This is a genomic window from Aquamicrobium defluvii (assembly GCF_004363725.1).
Classification (GTDB): domain Bacteria; phylum Pseudomonadota; class Alphaproteobacteria; order Rhizobiales; family Rhizobiaceae; genus Mesorhizobium; species Mesorhizobium defluvii.
Map to the genome: position 1 here is coordinate 72,295 of NZ_SNZF01000001.1, position 19,471 is coordinate 91,765.

The 19,471-nt window shown below is 63.9% G+C and carries 19 protein-coding genes; 12 read left to right on the plus strand and 7 right to left on the minus strand.

Annotated elements, in window-relative coordinates; translation table 11 throughout:
* Positions 1–131 precede the first annotated feature (131 nt).
* The 4 genes from DES43_RS00370 (at position 132) to DES43_RS00385 (ending at position 4,616) form a co-directional block, all read left to right on the plus strand.
* Positions 132–1,913 (plus strand): acetolactate synthase 3 large subunit, encoded by a 1,782-nt coding sequence (locus DES43_RS00370; protein WP_084496398.1) that lies wholly within the window; start codon positions 132–134, stop codon positions 1,911–1,913.
* 72 nt (positions 1,914–1,985) lie between these two features.
* On the plus strand, positions 1,986–2,558 hold the full coding sequence (gene ilvN / locus DES43_RS00375) for an acetolactate synthase small subunit (RefSeq protein WP_035023944.1): 573 nt from the start codon (positions 1,986–1,988) through the stop codon (positions 2,556–2,558).
* Between the two features lie 271 nt (positions 2,559–2,829).
* Positions 2,830–3,426, plus strand: a complete 597-nt coding sequence (locus DES43_RS00380) for a LysE family translocator (RefSeq protein WP_035023942.1) — start codon at positions 2,830–2,832, stop codon at positions 3,424–3,426.
* 62 nt (positions 3,427–3,488) lie between these two features.
* Positions 3,489–4,616: an ATP-dependent DNA helicase gene (locus tag DES43_RS00385; RefSeq protein WP_035023940.1), complete on the plus strand. Its 1,128-nt coding sequence runs from the start codon at positions 3,489–3,491 to the stop codon at positions 4,614–4,616.
* Positions 4,617–4,733: 117 nt separating this feature from the next.
* Here the strand turns inward: DES43_RS00385 and DES43_RS00390 are convergent, their stop codons facing one another.
* Positions 4,734–5,132 carry a SpoIIAA family protein gene (locus tag DES43_RS00390; RefSeq protein WP_035023939.1) on the minus strand — a complete coding sequence of 133 codons (399 nt, stop codon included), beginning with the start codon at positions 5,130–5,132 and terminating at the stop codon, positions 4,734–4,736.
* 106 nt (positions 5,133–5,238) lie between these two features.
* Between DES43_RS00390 and DES43_RS00395 the strand changes: the two genes are divergently transcribed.
* Together DES43_RS00395 and DES43_RS00400 are read left to right on the plus strand one after the other, a co-directional pair.
* Positions 5,239–5,982, plus strand: a complete 744-nt coding sequence (locus DES43_RS00395) for a pyridoxine 5'-phosphate synthase (RefSeq protein ID WP_035023937.1) — start codon at positions 5,239–5,241, stop codon at positions 5,980–5,982.
* Positions 5,983–6,076: 94 nt separating this feature from the next.
* Entirely contained in the window at positions 6,077–7,996 is a 1,920-nt protein-coding gene (locus tag DES43_RS00400; RefSeq protein ID WP_035023935.1) for a potassium transporter Kup, read from the plus strand.
* A gap of 19 nt (positions 7,997–8,015) precedes the next feature.
* Here the strand turns inward: DES43_RS00400 and DES43_RS00405 are convergent, their stop codons facing one another.
* Entirely contained in the window at positions 8,016–8,852 is an 837-nt protein-coding gene (locus DES43_RS00405; RefSeq protein ID WP_035023933.1) for a hypothetical protein, read from the minus strand.
* Between the two features lie 14 nt (positions 8,853–8,866).
* Complete coding sequence (locus DES43_RS00410) at positions 8,867–9,637, minus strand: hypothetical protein (protein WP_035023931.1); 771 nt, start codon at positions 9,635–9,637, stop codon at positions 8,867–8,869.
* 214 nt (positions 9,638–9,851) lie between these two features.
* On the opposite strand from DES43_RS00410, the gene DES43_RS00415 reads away from it, so the two are divergent.
* The 4 genes from DES43_RS00415 (at position 9,852) to ilvC (ending at position 13,608) form a co-directional block, all read left to right on the plus strand.
* A complete protein-coding gene (locus tag DES43_RS00415; RefSeq protein WP_035024141.1) occupies positions 9,852–10,205 on the plus strand; it encodes a hypothetical protein in 354 nt (117 codons plus the stop codon).
* A 193-nt stretch (positions 10,206–10,398) separates the two neighbouring features.
* Complete coding sequence (locus DES43_RS00420) at positions 10,399–11,667, plus strand: FAD-dependent oxidoreductase (protein WP_051520412.1); 1,269 nt, start codon at positions 10,399–10,401, stop codon at positions 11,665–11,667.
* Between the two features lie 225 nt (positions 11,668–11,892).
* Positions 11,893–12,549: a TetR/AcrR family transcriptional regulator gene (locus DES43_RS00425; protein WP_245264640.1), complete on the plus strand. Its 657-nt coding sequence runs from the start codon at positions 11,893–11,895 to the stop codon at positions 12,547–12,549.
* 39 nt (positions 12,550–12,588) lie between these two features.
* The gene (gene ilvC / locus DES43_RS00430; protein ID WP_035023927.1) at positions 12,589–13,608 is read left to right on the plus strand and encodes a ketol-acid reductoisomerase; all 1,020 of its coding nucleotides are present in this window, start codon (positions 12,589–12,591) and stop codon (positions 13,606–13,608) included.
* A 77-nt stretch (positions 13,609–13,685) separates the two neighbouring features.
* On the opposite strand, the gene DES43_RS00435 is transcribed toward ilvC, so the two are convergent.
* Entirely contained in the window at positions 13,686–14,195 is a 510-nt protein-coding gene (locus tag DES43_RS00435; protein ID WP_035023925.1) for a BA14K family protein, read from the minus strand.
* A 162-nt stretch (positions 14,196–14,357) separates the two neighbouring features.
* Between DES43_RS00435 and DES43_RS00440 the strand changes: the two genes are divergently transcribed.
* Together DES43_RS00440 and DES43_RS00445 are read left to right on the plus strand one after the other, a co-directional pair.
* The gene (locus tag DES43_RS00440; protein ID WP_035023923.1) at positions 14,358–15,470 is read left to right on the plus strand and encodes an endonuclease/exonuclease/phosphatase family protein; all 1,113 of its coding nucleotides are present in this window, start codon (positions 14,358–14,360) and stop codon (positions 15,468–15,470) included.
* Positions 15,471–15,477: 7 nt separating this feature from the next.
* Positions 15,478–16,191: a hypothetical protein gene (locus tag DES43_RS00445; RefSeq protein ID WP_035023921.1), complete on the plus strand. Its 714-nt coding sequence runs from the start codon at positions 15,478–15,480 to the stop codon at positions 16,189–16,191.
* A 17-nt stretch (positions 16,192–16,208) separates the two neighbouring features.
* Here DES43_RS00445 and DES43_RS00450 read toward each other — a convergent pair whose 3' ends face one another.
* From DES43_RS00450 to DES43_RS00460, 3 genes are read right to left on the minus strand one after another with little or no spacing between them, the layout of a single operon-like run.
* A complete protein-coding gene (locus DES43_RS00450; RefSeq protein ID WP_035023918.1) occupies positions 16,209–17,429 on the minus strand; it encodes an ABC transporter permease in 1,221 nt (406 codons plus the stop codon).
* Positions 17,426–18,139 carry an ABC transporter ATP-binding protein gene (locus DES43_RS00455; protein WP_035023915.1) on the minus strand — a complete coding sequence of 238 codons (714 nt, stop codon included), beginning with the start codon at positions 18,137–18,139 and terminating at the stop codon, positions 17,426–17,428. Before DES43_RS00455 ends, DES43_RS00450 begins: the two co-directional genes overlap by 4 nt.
* Positions 18,140–18,143: 4 nt before the next feature.
* A complete protein-coding gene (locus DES43_RS00460; protein ID WP_035023911.1) occupies positions 18,144–19,445 on the minus strand; it encodes an efflux RND transporter periplasmic adaptor subunit in 1,302 nt (433 codons plus the stop codon).
* Between the last annotated feature and the right edge of the window lie 26 nt (positions 19,446–19,471).

The following is a 19,471-nucleotide window of genomic DNA, read 5'->3' on the forward strand; positions in this document are numbered from 1 at the left end:
GGTGGTGTAACCACCGGGCGAAATCCCCCCATGCGCAACACACAGGCTCCCTCGGGGGCCTTTTTTATTATCCGAAACAGCACTAAACGACGACAGCCTCGCGGAAGCGGAAACAGGACGGGACCATACCGATGAGCAACGGACAGAACGAGCGGCGCGAAATGACGGGCGCCGAGATGGTGGTGCAGGCGCTGAAGGACAATGGCGTCAAGCACATCTTCGGCTATCCGGGCGGCGCGGTCCTTCCGATCTACGACGAGCTTTTCCAGCAGGACGATGTCGAGCACATTCTGGTGCGCCACGAGCAGGGGGCCGGCCACGCGGCCGAGGGCTATGCCCGCTCCACCGGCAAGGCGGGCGTCATGCTGGTCACTTCCGGCCCCGGCGCCACCAATGCCGTGACGCCGTTGCAGGATGCGCTGATGGATTCCATTCCGCTGGTCTGCATCACCGGGCAGGTTCCGACCAGCCTGATCGGCTCCGACGCCTTTCAGGAGTGCGACACCGTCGGCATCACGCGCCCCTGCACCAAGCACAACTGGCTGGTGAAGGACGTCAACGATCTGTCCGCCATCATCCACGAAGCCTTCCATGTCGCCACCACTGGCCGTCCCGGTCCGGTCGTTGTCGACATTCCCAAGGACGTTCAGTTCGCAAAGGGCACCTATGTTTCGCCGCAGACGGCGCCGCGCACCAGCTACAAGCCGCGCGTGCAGGGCGATCTCGGCCAGATCAAGGCTGCTGTCGAACTGATGGCGAAGGCGAAGAAGCCCATCCTCTATACGGGCGGCGGCGTCGTCAACTCAGGCCCCGAGGCCAGCCACCTGTTGCGCGAGCTGGTCGACCTGACAGGCTTCCCGATCACCTCGACGCTGATGGGGCTGGGCTGCTATCCGGCCTCCGGCAAGAGCTGGCTCGGCATGCTCGGCATGCACGGCACCTACGAAGCCAACATGGCCATGCACGATTGTGACGTGATGCTGTGCATCGGCGCGCGTTTCGACGACCGCATCACCGGCCGCCTCGATGCCTTCGCGCCGAACTCCAAGAAGATTCACATCGACGTCGATCCGTCGTCGATCAACAAGAACGTGCATGTCGACATCGGCATTCTCGGCGATGTCGCCACGGTTCTGGAGGACATGGTTCGCCTGTGGCGCGCGACGGTGAAGGCCGACAAGAAGGCACTGCACCCATGGTGGGAGCAGATCGCCAGGTGGCGCGCGCGCGACTCGCTGGCGTTCAAGACCAATCCGGACGTGATCATGCCGCAATACGCGATCTCGCGGCTCTATGAGCTGACGAAGGACCGCGACACCTACATCACCACCGAGGTCGGCCAGCACCAGATGTGGGCGGCGCAGCATTTCCATTTCGACAAGCCCAACCGCTGGATGACCAGCGGTGGCCTCGGCACCATGGGATATGGTCTGCCGGCGGCGCTCGGCGTGCAGATCGCCCATCCGGATGCGCTGGTCATCGACATTGCTGGAGATGCCTCGATCCAGATGTGCATTCAGGAAATGTCGGCCGCCATCCAGCATGACGCGCCGATCAAGATCTTCATCCTGAACAACCAGTACATGGGCATGGTGCGCCAGTGGCAGCAGCTCCTGCACGGCAACCGCCTGTCGCATTCCTATACCGAGGCGATGCCGGACTTCGTCAAGCTTGCCGAAGCTTACGGAGCGCATGGCATCCGCTGTGAGAAGCCGGACGAACTCGATGATGCGATCCGCGAGATGATAACCGTCAGGAAGCCGGTGATCTTCGATTGTCGTGTTGCAAATCTGGCCAACTGCTTCCCGATGATTCCCTCGGGCAAGGCGCATAATGAAATGCTCCTGCCGGACGAGGCGACGGATGAGGCGGTTGCCAATGCCATCGACGCCAAGGGCCGGGAGCTGGTGTAAGTCGGTTCCGCGCGGGTGAAAGCTACGCGAAAACAATGATTTGTTGCAGATTTTGAAGATCGGGATTCAATCATGAATGCACAGCTTCAGCCCACCGGCTCGGCTTATTTCATCGCCAGGGAAACGGAGAAGCCGGAAACGCACACGCTGTCGGTGCTGGTGGCGAACGAGCCGGGCGTGCTGGCGCGCGTCATCGGCCTGTTTTCCGGGCGTGGCTACAATATCGAGAGCCTGACCGTCTCGGAGACGGAGCACGAAACGCACCTGTCGCGCATCACCATCGTGACGCACGGCACGCCGCATGTGCTCCAGCAGATCAAGCACCAGCTCGAGCGCATCGTGCCGGTTCACCGGGTCGTGGACCTGACGGTGCGGGCACAGGAACTGGGGCAGGAGCGGCCGCTGGAGCGCGAGCTTGCCCTGGTGAAGGTCGCCGGCACCGGCACCGACAGGGTGGAGGCGCTACGCCTTGCCGATGCCTTCCGCGCCCATGTCGTCGATGCGAATACCGAGCATTTCATCTTCCAGATTACCGGCAAGAGTTCGAAGATCGACCAGTTCATCGCCATCATGCGGCCCCTGGGACTGGTGGAAATCTGCCGCACCGGCGTGGCAGCGATGAACCGCGGCCATCAGGGCATGTAGCCTTCATTTCCGGGATGGCGCGGCAGACGTCCGGACAGGTCCGGGCTGCCGCTCCATCTGCTTGTTTTCGCCGCATGTGTGCGACGTCAGGTGATTCCGCCTGACTGCGAAATACTTCGGTCCCGCGAAATATCGGGTTCGCGACGTTTCGGGAGAACGGCTTCCGCCCCGATAAACGTCGCGCTGGCATAAGGTGCCGCCGGGTTTTGGCGCGTTCCCGCTGCCGGTTTCCTTCAATACAGGTCAGCATAGCTGACATTGCAGACCGACCATGACCTCTGAAGTCCTCCTTGCACTGGCCGCCTATGCGTTCGTGACCTCGATCACGCCCGGCCCGAACAATTTCATGCTGCTGTCGTCCGGCGTGAATTTCGGGTTCGTTCGCAGCATCCCCCATATGCTGGGCATCGGCATCGGCTTCGTCGTGCTGCTGTTGGCCGTCGGCTTCGGGCTGGGCGCGGTGCTGACAGCCTTTCCGGTTCTGCACACGGCGCTGAAGATCGTCGGTGGCGCCTATCTGCTTTATCTCGCATGGAAAATCGCCATGTCGCGCTCCGTCGAGAGCGGAGGCGACGGCACTGCCCAGCCGATGACATTTCTGCAAGCGGCTGCCTTCCAATGGGTCAACCCCAAGGCGTGGGTGATGGCCGTTACGGCCATGGCGGTTTTCTCCAACCCTGCAAACCCGTTCCTGTCGGTCGTGCTGATCTCGGCGGTGTTCGGCATCATCAACCTGCCATGCGTTTCGAGCTGGGCGGGGTTCGGCATGGCGCTGCGCGGTTTCCTGTCCGATCCCGCGCGCCTGAAGTGGTTCAACATCGCCATGGGCGTGCTCCTCGCAGCTACGCTGTGGCCGATGGTTCGGTAGGCGCGGGACAGTTCGGGCGTATCGAGCTTGCCCGGCGGGGGCGAATCGGGTCTGACCGTCTCATGCAATTCTCACCGCAGCAGGACGAGGCCCTTCAGGCCGTCGCAAAATGGCTGAAGGCCGGCCGGCCGCAACTGTTCCGCCTGTTCGGCTACGCCGGAACGGGCAAGACGACGCTGGCGCGCTATTTCGCCGAGCACGTCGACGGGCAGGTCCAGTTCGCCGCCTTCACCGGCAAGGCCGCACAGGTTCTGCGTTCCAAGGGCGCAACCAATGCCAGGACGATCCATTCGCTGATCTACCGCCCGCGCGGCGAGGAGGCGGTCGAGGACGAGACGACCGGCAAGACCTCCATGTCTCCGACCTTCTCCCTCAACCGCCAGAGCCCCATCGCCAGGGCGGCGCTTGTGGTGATCGACGAATGCTCGATGGTGGACGAGCAACTCGGCCGCGACCTGATGAGCTTCGGCACGCCGATCCTCGTGCTGGGCGATCCGGGGCAGTTGCCGCCAATTTCCGGCGGCGGCTTCTTCACCGAGCAGGAGCCGGATTTCCTGCTGACCGAAATCCACCGGCAGGCGCGCGACAATCCCATCATCCGCATGGCGCTGGATGTGCGGGAGGGCCGGGAACTCGCCTATGGCGACTACGGCGCCGCGCGGGTGATCGGCAAGGACGAGGTGACGCAGGATCTGGTGCTCGACGCCGATCAGGTGCTGGTCGGCACCAACCGCACGCGCCGGCGCTACAACCGCCGGCTGCGCGAGCTGAAAGGTTTTACCGCCGACTACCCGCAAGCCGGCGACAAGCTGGTGTGCCTGCGCAACGATCCGGCCAAGGGCCTGCTCAACGGTTCGCTATGGAAGGTGATGACCGCTTCGCGCGAGACGGTGAAGCCGGGCATAAACCTGCTGGTGTCACCCGAGGAGGACGATCCCGATCGCGGGGTGGCGAAGATCAAGCTGCTCAAGGCTGCGTTCGAGGACGCCGAGGCAGAGATTCCCTGGCAGCAGAAGCGGCGCTTCGACGATTTCGACTACGGCTATGCGCTGACAGTCCACAAGGCGCAGGGCTCGCAGTGGAACGATGTGGTGCTGTTCGACGAGAGCTGGGCTTTCAAGGACACGCGCGAGCGCTGGCTCTATACGGCGATCACGCGCGCGGCGGAAAAACTGACCGTCGTCAGATAGGCTAAAGCATGTAGCCCGAAAATGGGAACCGGTTTCGGGACAACGACATGCGTAAAAACAGGAACCCGAAGCGCAAGGAGCGGATCTGAAAGATCGCGACGTGCTTTGGAGACGGGTTCACGTTGTGGCGCGCGGACTGGCACCCAGCCATTCCCACGCTTCCGCTTCACGATCTGCCGGAAAATGCCGCAACTCTGTCGCTTCCGGAAGTTCGCCACGCAGATATCCGCTCCAGTCCGGACCGCCGACACTCGCGCATCGCCTGACATGGCGCAGTGCCGCGTCGCGGCCCTGTTCGAAGGTGCCGGGTGAAATTTCCGCCCATTGCGTATCCTCGAAGTCGGTCAGCCGCACCAGAACATCGATCTGCGGATGCAGCGCATAGGCGGCCTCCAGCAGGCCGAACAGGTTTTCGGCATCGGCCGGGTTCACCTTTCCCACGATGTCGACGGCGAACAGATCGCCTCTGTCCGTATCGATGCGGCGGATAGCCGGCACTGCTTCGAGATAGCTCATTCAGCCTCCTTCGCGAAACGCCTCCATACTGGAACACACAAAACCTCTGTCTGTTCCCCGCAAAGCGGTTATAGATGCCGTCGCACACGCTTCGGGAGGTACGGATATGCCGGTCAAACTGTCGGTCAATCTCAACGCGGTGGCCATGCTGCGCAACAGGCGCGACCTGCCGTGGCCGAGCGTGACAGGGCTGGGGCGCGTCGCGCTGGCGGCCGGCGCGCACGGGCTGACCGTGCATCCGCGGCCCGACCAGCGGCACACGCGCTACTCCGACCTTCCCGCGTTGCGCGCGCTGATCGACGACGAGTTCCCCCAGGCGGAGTTCAACATCGAGGGCTATCCGACCGAGGAATTCCTGGCATTGGTGGAGCAGAACCAGCCCGAACAGGTGACGCTTGTGCCAGACGATCCGGCGCAGGCGACCTCCGACCATGGCTGGAACTTCGGCGAGCAGTCTGCGTTCCTCACTCCTGTCGTCAGGCGACTGAAAAAAGGGGGGGCAAGGGTATCCCTGTTCGCAAATGCCGAAACGGAGGGCTTGTCGGCGGCGCGCGATACCGGTGCCGATCGCGTCGAGTTCTATACCGGCCCCTATGCGAGCCACCACTCCAACGAGGCTGCGATGGCGCGCGAACTGGACAAGCTGGGGCAGGCGGCGGATGTGGCGCTGGAGATGGGGCTGGAGGTCAATGCCGGCCACGATCTGGTGGTTGCAAACCTGCCGGCTCTGGTGAAGCGTATCCCCGGCCTCGCAGAGGTGTCCATTGGCCACGGGCTGACGGCGGATGCGCTGGAGTTCGGCATGGAAAAGACGGTAAAACGCTTCCTGAAGGCTTGCGGCTGGCCGTGAGCAATCCTCGCAGGTGTGGCGGAACCGGGGCACGGGCACTTGATATTGCGCTGCAGCAGGAGTAGAGCACCGCGCTCTTAACGGAGTTCTGTCCATGGCCGTTGCCGATACCGGTAGCGAGGTAGAGTCAGCCCCGCAGGCTGACCATCCCCAACACAAGCCGCACAGCACGCCCTACATGATGCTCGCCGCTCTCGGCGTGGTCTATGGCGACATCGGCACCAGCCCGATCTACGCCTTTCGTGTGGCGCTCGGCGCGGCTTCCGCATCCGAAAGCGCCACCCGCAACGATATTCTGGGCGTGCTTTCGCTCATCATCTGGGTGCTCACCATCGTCGTGGCGGTGAAGTACATGATGTTCGTGCTGCGTGCCGACAACAAGGGCGAGGGCGGCACGCTCTCCCTGATGGCGCTTGGCCGCTCTGCATTTCCGGCGCGTCCCGCCATCATCCTCGGCATCGGGATGGTGGGCGCCGCGCTTTTTTATGGCGATGCCGTCATAACACCTGCGATCTCCGTGCTTTCGGCAACGGAGGGCCTCACCATCATCGCCGATGGTTTCGGGCCATACATCGTGCCGCTGACGGTGGTCATCCTGCTGATCCTGTTTTCGGTACAGCGTTTCGGAAGCGGCGGCGTTGCCATCATCTTCGGCCCGATCACGCTTGTCTGGTTCGTCGCCATCGGCTTTGCAGGGCTTCGCCACATCATCCACGATCCCGAAATCCTGCTCGCCATCAATCCGCTCTACATGCTCCGTTTCCTCGGTCATGAGCCGGTTGTCTCCCTCGCCATCATCGGAGGCGTCTTCCTGGCCGTGACCGGCGCGGAATCGGTCTATGCCGATCTTGGCCATTTCGGCCGCAAGCCCATCGTGCTCGCCTGGTTCTGGGTCGTGTTCCCCTGCCTGCTGCTGAACTATCTCGGGCAGGGGGCCTTCGTGCTGGCTCACGATGGCCATGTCGGTCACCCGTTCTTCCAGATGAACGATGGCTGGCTGCTCTATGTGATGGTGGCGCTGGCGACGGCGGCGACCGTCATTGCCAGCCAGGCGGTGATCACCGGCGCCTATTCGCTTACGCGGCAGGCGGTTCAGCTCAACATGCTGCCGCGCATGGAAATCCGCCATACGTCGGAACGCCAGTCGGGCCAGATCTACATGCCGCGCGTGAATTTCCTGATGGCGGCGGTGGTTCTGCTGCTGGTGCTGGGGTTCCGCGAATCGGAGGGGCTCGCCTCCGCATACGGAATTGCCGTGACCGGGGTGATGCTGGTGACGACCACGCTGTTTTCCATCGTGATGATCCGCATCTGGAAGTGGCCCTTGTGGTCCGCCCTCGCGCTGACGGCGCTGTTCGGCCTGATCGAACTCGGTTTCCTCGTCACCAATGCCATGAAGGTCAGGGACGGCGGCTGGGCCTCGCTGGTGGTGGCATTCATGGTTGTCGTCGTGATGGTGACATGGGTGCGGGGGTCGCGCCTGCTGTTCGAGAAGACACGCAAGAACGAGGTGCCGCTGGAGTTTCTGGCCGGCAACCTGGCGAAGAAGAAGCCGCAGCTGGTGCCCGGCACGGCGATCTTCCTTACCAGCGATCCGCTCAGTGCGCCGACTGCGCTCATGCACAGCCTCAAGCACTACAAGGTGCTGCACGAGCAGAACATCATCCTTTCGGTGGTGACCGCGCCCCAGCCGAAGGTGCCGGACAGCGAGCGGGTGAAGCTGGAAGCGATCAACGACCTGTTCATGCGCATCACCCTGACATTCGGCTACATGGAGCAGCCGAACATTCCGCGCGCGCTCGCTTCATGCCGCAAACAGGGATGGAAGTTCGACATCATGACAACCTCGTTCTTCCTGTCGCGGCGCTCTCTGAAGGCCGCAGCCAGTTCCGGCATGCCGATGTGGCAGGATCGCCTGTTCATCGGACTCGCGCGCTCGGCGGCGGATGCAACGGAATATTTCCAGATTCCGACCGGCCGCGTGGTGGAGATCGGCACGCAGGTGGCGATCTGACGGGGCTGGTTCGCCCCAGTTACTCGGACACCGTCATCTTGAAGAAATCGCCCTGTATCTCGAACTCCTCGACGCCGGGCGTGGTGGCGGTGAAGACGATGGCCCGAGCCGGGGTCAGTCCCTGGCAGAACTTGCTGAAGCGGCGGGCCAGTCCGCCGTCCGAGAAGGTTCCCGTGCGCAGCGCCGGCAGGTCCGACTCAACCAGTTCCCAGTCGCGCGGCAGTTTCCCGCAATCGCCGCGCTCGGCGTAGATCGGGCGCGTGTCGCCAACCTTCATCGTCACCACCGGGTTGAACGGGACAATGGGCGCATGGTCGGCCGGGCCGGCCCATGGTCGCCAGCCGGATGCGGTGATCAGGGAGCCGGCCGCGGCTCCGGCAGCCAGCAGGACGATGCCGCCGAACATGGTCTGAAGCATCGAAAAACGCTTGCGGCCCAGCCCTTCCCGGCTGAGCAGCGCGGGAAGGCCAGCCGGATGCGGCACCCTGCCGAGGGCCGTCATGGGCCTCGCCTCCGCAACCTCAGCGGAAGAAACCGGCACCGGCAGGCCAAAACGGGCTTCCATGTCGCCCGCCTGCTTGTAGAGCCTGCTCCACAAAGCCTGCGTGGCGGGATCGTCGGCCACGTTGAGCAGCTTCGCCAGCATCCTGAGATTGCCGGCGCGGGGCAGGTGACGCCCCGAGCGCCAGTTGTTGAGATTGCGCATGGCCGTCTCGAACTGGCGCTGACCCTTGCTGGCGGTCAGGGCGCAATAGGCGCTGGCCAGCGTGGCGTCGTCATAATAGCCGGCGCGGTTGCACAACTCGTCGAACAGCAAATGCCAGCGCGTGAACGCCGCGTCGTCGGCTTCCTCCATCTCCCCCTCTCTTCTCATCGAACCAGATGTGCCGGATCGGTGACGAAAATCTTGACGAAATCGTCCAGCAGCCGGACCTCCTCGACCCCGGCCTTCCGCGCTGTGAAGCGCACCGCCCGCACCAGCACGACGGCATTGCAGAAATTGCTCATCTTGCGGGCCAGGCCGCCGTCCGAAAATGTGCCCAAAGTGCTGAACGGCACACGCGGCATCGTGTAGCCCCATCCGGGAACATTGCCCCCGTCGCAGTCGCCGCGATCGCCGTGGATGAGCCGGCTTTCACCGACCAGCATCCTCACCCGCGCGTCATAGCCGATCATCGGCAGGTCGCGGTACGGGTCCGCGGCCATCCAGCGGAAGCCGGTGACGGCGACCACCGCTGTCATGGTGATGGCTCCCGCCCACAGCAGCCGGCGGCCGGCGGCGGGGCGGCGGACTTCCGCGCCGACAGGAGATATGTCCGTGGCGAGCTGCTGCTGGCCCGGTACCTCGCGACCGCGCGCGGCGGCGTAGAGCAGGTTCCATTGCCTCAACAGTTCGGGCTCGTCCGAGACATGCAGCAGTTCGGCAAGGATCATGAAGTTGCGCCGCAGCGGCAGGTGGCGCCCGAGCCGCCAGTTGCGGAGGTTCTTCTCCGCCGCGTTGAAATCCTCCTGCGCGGATTTTCCCGCCCGGCGGCAGAGCTGGCTCGCCAGCCTCGCATTGTCGACATGGCCACGGCTTTCGCACAACTCGTCGAGCAAGATGTGCCACTGACTGAATCTGTTCCACTCAAGGCGCTGCATGCCCTGTGCACCCCACGATGCCCACAGGGCGATTTAAGAAGCGATTCATGGAGATAGCAACCGGGATTGCTTCCCTTTTTCCGTATTTTCCGGTGATTGGCGGACTTTTCGATTTGCTGGTGCGAATGGATTTGGCACGCCGGAAAGACCACCGCCGATGTTCTGCCTGGCTCCGGTGGATCAGCTTTCAGGCGTTACAGAGAGGGGCTTAGAGATGCGAAACGCTATTGTTGTCGGCGCGATGTCGATCCTGTCGGGGCTGATGCTGTCGGGTTGTGTCACGCCGACCAACGCCGACAAGACAGTGGAAATGCGGGTGGGGGAAACGAGGCACCTGACCGCCTACCGGAGCAATTCCTGCGGCGCGGGAGCACCGGGCTATGCGGAAATCGAGGGTCGGCTTCCGAAGTCCTCGATCGTCAGATATTCCGACGGCGGGCTTTCGAGCCGTGTGAGCCGGGATTGTGGCAAGCGTGTGCCGACGCGCGCCGTCAACGGCACGGGCATTGCGGCGGGCACCGAAGGGCATCGCTATCAGTCCGGCACGGTGGCGATCATCGTGAAATAGGGTTCACGGCAAGGACCGGACCTGTGCGGGGGCAGTGCGGGTGACGCGGCAATGCGTCGCCCGCACGCGTTCATGGCGGTTGTGAACATGCGAAGCCTTGTTGTATCCCGGCGCCGGGGGAAGGCATCCGCAGGCGCATGGCCCGGCAACCGGCGGTGCAGAATGCGCATTGCCGGGGCAAAGCAGGTCTGACGTGCAATCAACATTGTCTATCGCCATTGCGGGAGCCGGGCCGGCCGGGCTCGCAGCAGCGCTCTATCTCCACCGCGCCGGGCACAGGGTCACCATATTCGAGAGGTTCGAAAAGCCGGCCCCGGTCGGTTCCGGGCTGATCCTGCAGCCAACCGGGCTCACCGTGCTCGACGACCTCGGATTGCTTGGCGGCATCGTGGCCCTCGGCAGCCGTATCGACCGGCTGCATGGCGTGGATGCGCGGTCCGGCCGAACGGTGCTCGATGTGCGCTACCGGGCCTTGCCGGGCGGCCGCTTCGGTGTGGCGGTGCATCGCGCGGCGCTGTTCGGCGTGCTGTACCGCGCCGTGCAGCGCGAAGGCATCACCATCGAGACAGGCGTCGAAATCGATTCGCTCGATATGGGGGAGGCAGCGGTCCTGAGCGACGGCAAAGGAAGACGGATCGGATCGTTCGACCTCGTGATCGATGCCAGCGGCACGCGATCCCGGTTGCGGCGTTACTCGGATGTGCCCGTCGAGCCGACACCGCTGGCCTATGGCGCGTTCTGGGCGTCGCTGGGCTGGCGAGGCGAAGGTTTCGACGAACGGGCGCTCCTGCAACGCTATGAGAGGGCGCGGGTGATGATCGGCGTGCTGCCGATCGGTTGCGCCGGACCCGGCGGCGAGAAGATGGCTGCCTTCTTCTGGAGCCTGAAGCCGGATGATGCCGGTCGCGTGCAGACCGCAGGGCTTGAAGCATGGAAGGCGCGGGTGACCGGCTATTGGCCTGAATGCGTGGCCTATATCGACCAGATCGACAGTTTCGAGCAGCTTTCGCTTGCCCGCTACGGCCATCATACGCTGCCGGTTCCCGCCGGACGGCGGCTGGCGGTGATCGGGGATGCCGCGCACTCCACCAGCCCGCAACTGGGGCAGGGCGCCAACATGGCGCTGCTCGACGCGGCGGCGTTGGCACATGCGCTGAAGCAGAGTGCATGCGTGGAAGACGCGCTTGCAGCCTATGCGCGGGCGCGCCGCTGGCATATCCGCGGTTTCCAAACATTGTCGCGCATGTTCACGCCGTTCTACCAGTCGGACGGCTGGCTGCTGCCTTTCATGCGCGACAGCGTGGTGGCGACCATGGCGAGGGTTCCGCCGTCGCCGCGTATCCTGGCCGCGCTGGTGGCGGGAACGATCATCGACCCGCTGCACCGGATCGGACTTGCCGAGGCGGATTGGCAGCGGGTCGCGGCCAATTCTGCCGAGGCGATTCAAGTCGGCGCGACCTGATCTGCCATTCTTCTGTCGTCGTGGATTCCGGGGCCTGCATTCGGTGTCTGCGGTTTGCCGTGGCACGCCTTTTCAAAAGATCGGCCCTGCGCGAAAAGACCCTCTTGCCTTCGCCATGGCGATGGGGCATAGCTGGAACCGTAACGTACGGTACGGTTGCCGGGTGGGGCTGGCCGGTCGGGAGAAAGGCAGCGGCAGAATATCTTTGCCGGCATGTGGGCGGACGTGAGCGCGGTGCAGGTTTACGAACAGGAGGAAGTGCAGAAGCTGACGGAACGTCAGAAGGACATTCTGGACGCGGCTCTGCGCCTGCTGGTCGAGGACGGCGACAATCTCACCATGGCCGCCGTTGCGCGCCGGGCGAAATGCTCCAAGGAAAGCCTTTACAAATGGTTCGGCGACCGCGACGGGCTGCTGACGGCGACGGTGCGCTGGCAGGCATCCAAGGTGCGCGTGGTGCCCGTGGATCAGGGCAGGCCGGATCTCATGTCGCTTACCGAAAGCCTCGAAAGCTACGCGCGCGACTGGCTGAAGGTGATTTCGAGCGATACCTCCGTGGCGCTCAACCGCGTGGCGATCAGCCATGCCGGCTCGGGTCGCGACAAGCTCGGCGAGATCGTGTTGCAGAATGGGCGCTTTGCGCTGGCGGCCCGGCTCAAGCCGGTGCTGGATGCCGGCAAGCGGGCCGGTCTGCTGGTGTTCGAGGATGCGGAAACGGCGTTCCGGACGTTTTTCGGGCTGGTCGCGCGCGATGTGCAGATCAGGCTTCTGCTCGGCGACTGGCCGGGCATGACGGAGGCGGCGATCGAGGAAGACGCGGCGCGCGCCACCAGGCAGTTTCTTGCCCTGCACGGGGCCGGGAAGGCTCAACGGGCCGAGTAACCCTCAACAGGTAAATTCAAAACGGGAAGGACTACCAATATGCGTGTTTACTATGATCGCGACGCCGATCTGAATCTCATCAAGGGCAAGAAGGTTGCCGTCATCGGCTACGGTTCGCAGGGCCGCGCCCATGCGCTGAATCTGAAGGATTCGGGCGTCAAGGACATCGCCATCGGCCTGAAGGCGGGCTCCGCGACTGCGAAGAAGGTCGAGGCCGACGGTCTCAAGGTGATGACGGTTGCCGAGGTGGCCAAGTGGGCCGACCTGATGATGATGGCCGCCCCCGACGAATTGCAGGCCGACATCTACAACAACGAGATCGCGCCGAACATTCGCGACGGCGCGGCAATCGCCTTCGCGCATGGTCTCAACGTGCATTTCGGCCTGATCGAGCCGAAGTCGACGGTCGATGTGCTCATGGTCGCACCGAAGGGCCCCGGCCACACCGTGCGCGGCGAATACGAGAAGGGCGGCGGCGTGCCGTGCCTGGTTGCCGTGCATCAGGACGCTTCCGGCAATGCGCTCGACCTCGGCCTGTCCTACGCCTGCGGCGTCGGCGGCGGCCGTTCCGGTATCATCGAGACCACCTTCAAGGAAGAGTGCGAGACCGATCTGTTCGGTGAGCAGGCCGTGCTCTGCGGCGGTCTGGTCGAACTCATCCGCGCCGGTTTCGAGACGCTGGTGGAAGCCGGCTATGCTCCCGAAATGGCCTATTTCGAGTGCCTGCACGAAGTGAAGCTGATCGTGGACCTGATCTACGAGGGCGGCATCGCCAACATGAACTACTCGATCTCCAACACCGCCGAGTGGGGCGAGTATGTGTCGGGCCCGCGCGTCATCACCGCCGAGACCAAGGCCGAGATGAAGCGCATCCTCAACGACATCCAGACCGGCAAGTTCACGTCCGAGTGGATGCAGGAGTATCGTTCGGGCGCCTCCCGCTTCAAGGGCATCCGCCGCATGAACGATTCGCACCAGATCGAGGAGGTCGGTGCCAAGCTGCGCGGCATGATGCCGTGGATTTCCAAGAACAAGCTGGTCGACAAGGCGAAGAACTGAGTTCCCCGACCTGTGAAAAACGGAAGGCCGGCGATTGCAATCGCCGGCCTTTTTTCATGTGCGGGCAGGGAAAAGGTTCAGCCGTAGGGCGAACGGCACTGACGGCGCGGCCCGTGATAGGGCTGGAACGTGTTGTCCCAGGCCCGGTAGGACCGGTAGCGGTTGTAGCACCAGCGCACATGCGCATCGCCTGCCGGGCGATAATAGCGGCGCGGTTCGACATAGCGGTAGGCCGGAACGCCGAGCCCGAGGCCGAAATAGAAGCCTGAGCCGCGATAATGGGGCCGGTAGTAATTATGCCGGGGCGGCCGGGGGCGATGCCAATGCCCCCCATGGTGCGGAGGACGCCAGTGCGAGCCGCCCGGACGGTGAGGGCGGTTCCAGTTGCCGGACGGCCGGTTGCCGTGATGGGGAGGTCTGCGCCAGCGCTCGTCGCGAACCTTGACGATGTCCTGTGATGCACTTGCCGCAGGCGCGGCGGGTGTGTTCGCAGGCGGCGGCCCGGCCATCGCCGGAACCGAGAGCATGCCTGCAAGACACAGAACGGTCAGCCCGGCCCTGAGCGGAGAGGAAAGAAGCTTTTTCATATGCCACTCCCGAGGATAGAGCAAGTCGCAGCGCCGAAGCGTTGCGGCGATTGGCTTCAGGATGACGTCCGGTCAATGAACGCAGGATGAACGGTTGCAGTTCCGTCCGCATGCCGTTTCTGCGCTTGTCTTTGACGCGACTTGCAGGCAATTGTCGCTGCCATGTCGCTGCGCCTCGCCACCTTCAATGTCGAGAACCTGATGAACAGGTTCGATTTCTCCGGCTTCCGCAACCAGCTCAATCAGGACCGGACGCTGGCCCTGTTCGAGATCAGGAGCGAGGCCGAATACCGCGCGCTGGAACAGGCTCGCGCCATCGCGCATTCGGACGATACGCGCCAGCTCACCGCGCTGGCGATCGCGGCGACGCGGGCCGACATCATCTGCATGCAGGAGGTGGACAATATCGAGGCGCTCAAGGCCTTCGAATACGGCTATCTGTTCAAGATGGTGGGGCAGGGCTACCGGCAGAAGTACACCACCTCAGGCAATGATTCGCGCGGCATCGACGTGGCGCTGATGATGCGCGACGAGACCGCGCACGGCCAGCCGATCGAATTCATGCGCATGACCAGCCATGCGCATCTCACCTTCGGCGAGCTTGGCCTGCATACGCCGGAACTGGCGGCATTGGGGCAGGAACCGCATGAGCGTATCTTCAGGCGGGACTGTCTGGAGATCGACCTTAAGATCGGCGGCAAGCCGCTGACACTCTATCTGGTTCATTTCAAGTCGATGGGCAGCCCGCGCAACGGGCTCGATGGCCGTCAGGCGACCATGCCGATCCGCTTTGCCGAGGCGAGGGCCGTGCGCCATATCATCGAGCAGCGATTCGGGCGCGAGCGCGCGGCGGACAAGCGCTGGGCGGTCTGCGGCGACATGAACGATTACCGGCAAAGGGTGGTGATCGACGGCGAGGGGCCGTCCGATTACCGCTTTGAGGTGCACGACGAGCCGGTTTCCTGCCTCGACGTCCTGCTGGAAGACGGATTCTGCGAGAATGTCGTGGAACGACGGCCCGAGATGGACCGCTGGACGCTCTACCATACACGCGGGCCGCAGGAGCGGCATCTGTGCCAGCTCGACTACATCCTGCTGTCGCGTTCGCTGGCGGAAGAAAATGCCGGGGCGGTGCCGGACATCGTGCGCAACGGACAACCCTGGCGTACGCCGTTCCCGGGCGGGCAGGATGTCGACCGCTTTCCGCGCGTGGGCTGGGACCGGCCGAAAGCCTCGGATCACTGCCCGGTTGCGGTGACGCTGGATATCGTATGAGGCGGCGGTGAGCTTTAATCTCCCTGCGAATGTGATTCTGCCCGTCGACAGGATCGACGTGCGGCTCGATCCCTCACCGCATCCATTCGAGCGTGACAATGCGGATGCCATCGCCGAGGGCTGGCTTGAGCACCGGGCGGGAAATCCTGCCCTGTTCGATGGAACGATGGTGCTTCTGTCGTCGCTCACCTATGAAGGCGGACTGCTGGCAGGGGTTTGCCACGAAGTTCGCTATTCCACCTTCCTGCACTGGCGTCGCCACAGCGATACGCCGCACGCGCATCATGCCTTCGCCCATGCCATGCCGGTAACCAGCGACGGTGCGCTGGTGGCGATCCGCATGGCGCCGCATACGCTCAACGCCGGCAAGGTCTATTTCGCGGCCGGATCTTTCGAGCCGGAGGATTTCGTCGGCGGGCAGGTAGACATGCACCGCAACATGGCGCGCGAGGTGACGGAGGAAACCGGTCTGGATCTCGATGCCGCGGGGGCGGAGCAGCGGCACCATCTGATCTCGACGCCCGGCGGCGTGGTGATCTTCCGCCGCTACCGTTTTGCCGAAACGGCCGGCGAGCTGACTGCGCGCATCCATGCCCATATCGCTGCCGATCCCGATCCCGAGATCAGCGAGCCGGTCGTCATTGCGGATGCGGCGGTGCGGCTTGCCGGGCTGATGGCCTACATGCCGGCCCTGACCGACTGGCATTTTTCCAATCCCTGACGGGCCGGGTTTTCTTCCTATTCGTGCCTGAGCGCATCGATCGGATCGAGGCGCGCGCCGCGCAATGCGGGGAAGAAGCCGAACACCATGCCGATCAGCGCCGAGAAGCCGACGGCCAGCAGGACCACCGCCGGGTTCGGCGCAAAGGGTATCGAAAGGGCGATTGCAGCTCCGCCGGCCAGCGACAGTCCAAGCAGGATGCCGATGATGCCACCCAGCAGCGAAAGCACGGTTGCCTCGACGAGGAACTGGATCAGGATATGCTTTTCCTGCGCCCCGATCGCGAGCCTGATGCCGATCTCGCGGGTTCGTTCCGTCACCGATACCAGCATGATGTTCATGATGCCGATACCGCCCACCAGCAGGCTGACACCGGCCACCGCGCCCAGCATTCCGGTCATGGTCGCGCTGGCGCTTGCCATGGTGTCGGCGATCTGGGTCATGTCGCGGACGCCGAAATCGTCCTCGCCATCCGGCGGGATGCGGCGCACGTCGCGCAGAATGTTTTCCAGGCGTGTCTGCAATTCCGATGTGGAAACGGAATCGTCGGCCGAGACATAGATGTTGTCGATGTTGCGGTTGCCGGCGATGCGGCGCTGATATGTCAGCAGCGGCATCAGCACGACATTGTCCTGATCCTGACCGAAGCCGGTATAGCCCTTGGCTTGCAGCAGGCCGATGACCTTGCAGGTGCTGCGGTTGACGCGGATCAGCTCCCCGTCCGGGTCCCCGGACCCGAAGAATTGCTGTCGCACCGTCTCGCCGATCAGGCACACGCCGGCGCCGCTGCGGGATTCCTGTTCGGTGAAAGGGCGTCCCGATGCCAGCGTCCAGTTGCGTGCCTCCAGAAAGGCGCTGTCCGTTCCCGTCACCGAAACGCTCGTGCTTTCGGTGCCATAGATCACGCGCACCTGCTTCTGCGAGGCTGCGGAGATGGCGCGCGCCCCGGTGAGGCGCGTCGAAAGCGCGTCGAATTCCTTGGCTCCAAGCTTGCGGCGCTGGCCCCAGTCCGCGCCGCCCGGGCCTCCGGGGCCGGCAGGCCGGCCGGGGTGGACGACCAGCAGGTTCGAGCCGAGCTGGGCAATGTCGGACTTCACTTTTTCCGTGGTGCCGGAGCCGATGGTGAGCATGGCGATGACCGCCGCCACACCGATGACGATGCCGAGCAGGGTGAGGAAGGAGCGCAGCGCATTGCGGCGCACCGAGCGGAGAGCGAGGCGGACCGTTTCCCAGATCACGACGCCATCCTCCGCACCTCGTTGCGCAGGTCTGCTGCGAGATTGCCATCGAGGAAATGAATCGTGCGTCGCGCATAGGCGGCAATGTCGGCCTCGTGCGTGACCATGACGATGGTCAGGCCCTGCTCCTCGTTGAGGCGGGTCATCAGTTCCATGATCTCATGGCTTCGGGCCGTGTCGAGATTGCCCGTCGGCTCGTCGGCTACCAGCAGGGTGGGGCGGGTGACAATGGCGCGGGCGATGGCCACGCGCTGCTGCTGGCCGCCGGAAAGCTCGGCGGGGGTGTGGTGTTCACGGCCCTGCAAGCCGACTTCGGCCAGCGCCTGCATGGCGAGGCTGCGTCTGTGACCGGCCGGGACGCCGCGATAGATAAGCGGCAGTTCGACATTCTCGGCCGCAGTGGTGCGTGCCAGCAGATTGTAGCCCTGGAAGACGAAGCCGATATAGCGGTTGCGCAGCAGGGCACGCCGGTTGCGGTCCAGGCGTCCGGCATCCACGCCCTTGAAGGAATAGGTGCCGGATGTGGGGGTGTCGAGACAGCCGATAATGTTCATCGCCGTCGATTTCCCCGAACCGGAGGGTCCCATGATCGAGACGAATTCGCCCGTTTCGATGACGAGATCGACGCCGGCCAGCGCATGCACCTGCGCCTCGCCTTCGCCATAGGTCTTCCGGACCTTGTCGAAGCGGATGAGCGGTGAGCCTGCCATCGGGTTATCCCCGCTGCTGCTGCGACGTGACGACCAGATCGCCTTCGGAAATGCCCGACAGGATTTCGGTCAGTTCGCCATTCGTCGAACCGACATGAACCCGGACAGGCTGCGGTTCTCCGTTCTTCAGCACGTAGAGCATGCGGGTGCCGTCTGCCTCGCGCTGGCGGGCCTGCTGCTGCTGGCCCCGACGTTCGCGCGGCGGCTGCATGCGGCCGGTGAGCATGGAAAGCGCACTCCAGCCGCTTTCACGCTGCTGCATGGCAGGGCGATAGCGGAAGGCTGCCGTCGGCACGGTAAGCGCATCCTTCGCGTGCTTGGTGACGACGGTAACGGTGGCCGTCATGCCCGGGCGAAGCAGCAGTTCGTCATTCTCCACCTCGAGCCGCGCGTCATAGGTGACGACGCCGTCGGTGGTGACGGAAGCATAGGAGATATCCCGTATGGTGGCGTCGAACCGCCTTTCGGGAAAGGCATCCACGGAAAATCGGGCCTGCTGGCCGGACCTGACCGTACCGATATCGGCCTCGTCTATCGCCGCCTTGAGCTCCATCTTCTTCAGGTCGGCCGCAAGCACGAACAGCACCGGCGCCTGAAGCGAGGAGGCAACGGTCTGGCCGGGGTCGACCGAGCGGGTCAGGACCACGCCGTCGATGGGAGCGTAGATGGTGCTTTTGTCGAGATCGGTCTGCTGCGCCTTGAGGTCGGCCTCGGCGATGGCGAGATTGGCCTCGGCGCTCTCGAGCGCGGCTTTGGCCCGGTCGCGGGTCGCTGTCGCGGCTTCCAGCGCCTGCGCGGTCGCCATGCCGCGCCTCGTCAGCGCGTCGGTACGTACCAGAGCCTGTTCGTTTTCCCTGAGCGTCACGGTGGCATCGTCGACCTTCGATGCCGCTGCCCTTGCGGATGCCTTTGCCCGCTCGATCTGCACCTCCAGCTTGGAGGTGTCGAGGGTGGCCAGCACATCGCCCTTGCCGACTTCCTGGTTCTCGGCGACGGCGACCGAGCGCACGATGCCGGAGAGCTCGCTGGAAATGTCGACCTGCGTCAGCGGCTGCAATGTGCCGGTGGCGGATACCTCGATGACGAGATCCGATCTGACGGCAGCCTGGGTCGAATATTCGATGCGGGGCGTATCGGCGGAGAAGTAGCGATAGCCGGCGAAGGCGGCAGCGGCGACCACGAGCGCCATTATCGCATAGCCGAGACGGTGCCGGCGCTGCTTCGTCGCTCCCTTGACGTCGAGCCCCAGTGCGGTCTCGATCGAAGGTTCGGATTCCGCTTTCGGCGGATTGACAAACTGGTCCACGCCGGACCCCTATAGTAGCCGTGAAC

What these genes read in the sequence shown, in the direction of transcription:
- DES43_RS00395 (WP_035023937.1), top strand. Translation starts at nt 5,239, where the DNA reads ATGCCGGTCAAACTGTCGGTCAATCTCAACGCGGTGGCCATGCTGCGC.
- DES43_RS00390 (WP_035023939.1), bottom strand. Translation starts at nt 5,132, where the DNA reads ATGAGCTATCTCGAAGCAGTGCCGGCTATCCGCCGCATCGATACGGAC.
- DES43_RS00415 (WP_035024141.1), top strand. Translation starts at nt 9,852, where the DNA reads ATGCGAAACGCTATTGTTGTCGGCGCGATGTCGATCCTGTCGGGGCTG.
- DES43_RS00410 (WP_035023931.1), bottom strand. Translation starts at nt 9,637, where the DNA reads ATGCAGCGCCTTGAGTGGAACAGATTCAGTCAGTGGCACATCTTGCTC.
- DES43_RS00370 (WP_084496398.1), top strand. Translation starts at nt 132, where the DNA reads ATGAGCAACGGACAGAACGAGCGGCGCGAAATGACGGGCGCCGAGATG.
- DES43_RS00405 (WP_035023933.1), bottom strand. Translation starts at nt 8,852, where the DNA reads ATGGAGGAAGCCGACGACGCGGCGTTCACGCGCTGGCATTTGCTGTTC.
- DES43_RS00435 (WP_035023925.1), bottom strand. Translation starts at nt 14,195, where the DNA reads ATGAAAAAGCTTCTTTCCTCTCCGCTCAGGGCCGGGCTGACCGTTCTG.
- DES43_RS00400 (WP_035023935.1), top strand. Translation starts at nt 6,077, where the DNA reads ATGGCCGTTGCCGATACCGGTAGCGAGGTAGAGTCAGCCCCGCAGGCT.
- DES43_RS00455 (WP_035023915.1), bottom strand. Translation starts at nt 18,139, where the DNA reads ATGGCAGGCTCACCGCTCATCCGCTTCGACAAGGTCCGGAAGACCTAT.
- DES43_RS00440 (WP_035023923.1), top strand. Translation starts at nt 14,358, where the DNA reads ATGTCGCTGCGCCTCGCCACCTTCAATGTCGAGAACCTGATGAACAGG.
- DES43_RS00380 (WP_035023942.1), top strand. Translation starts at nt 2,830, where the DNA reads ATGACCTCTGAAGTCCTCCTTGCACTGGCCGCCTATGCGTTCGTGACC.
- DES43_RS00385 (WP_035023940.1), top strand. Translation starts at nt 3,489, where the DNA reads ATGCAATTCTCACCGCAGCAGGACGAGGCCCTTCAGGCCGTCGCAAAA.
- ilvC (WP_035023927.1), top strand. Translation starts at nt 12,589, where the DNA reads ATGCGTGTTTACTATGATCGCGACGCCGATCTGAATCTCATCAAGGGC.
- ilvN (WP_035023944.1), top strand. Translation starts at nt 1,986, where the DNA reads ATGAATGCACAGCTTCAGCCCACCGGCTCGGCTTATTTCATCGCCAGG.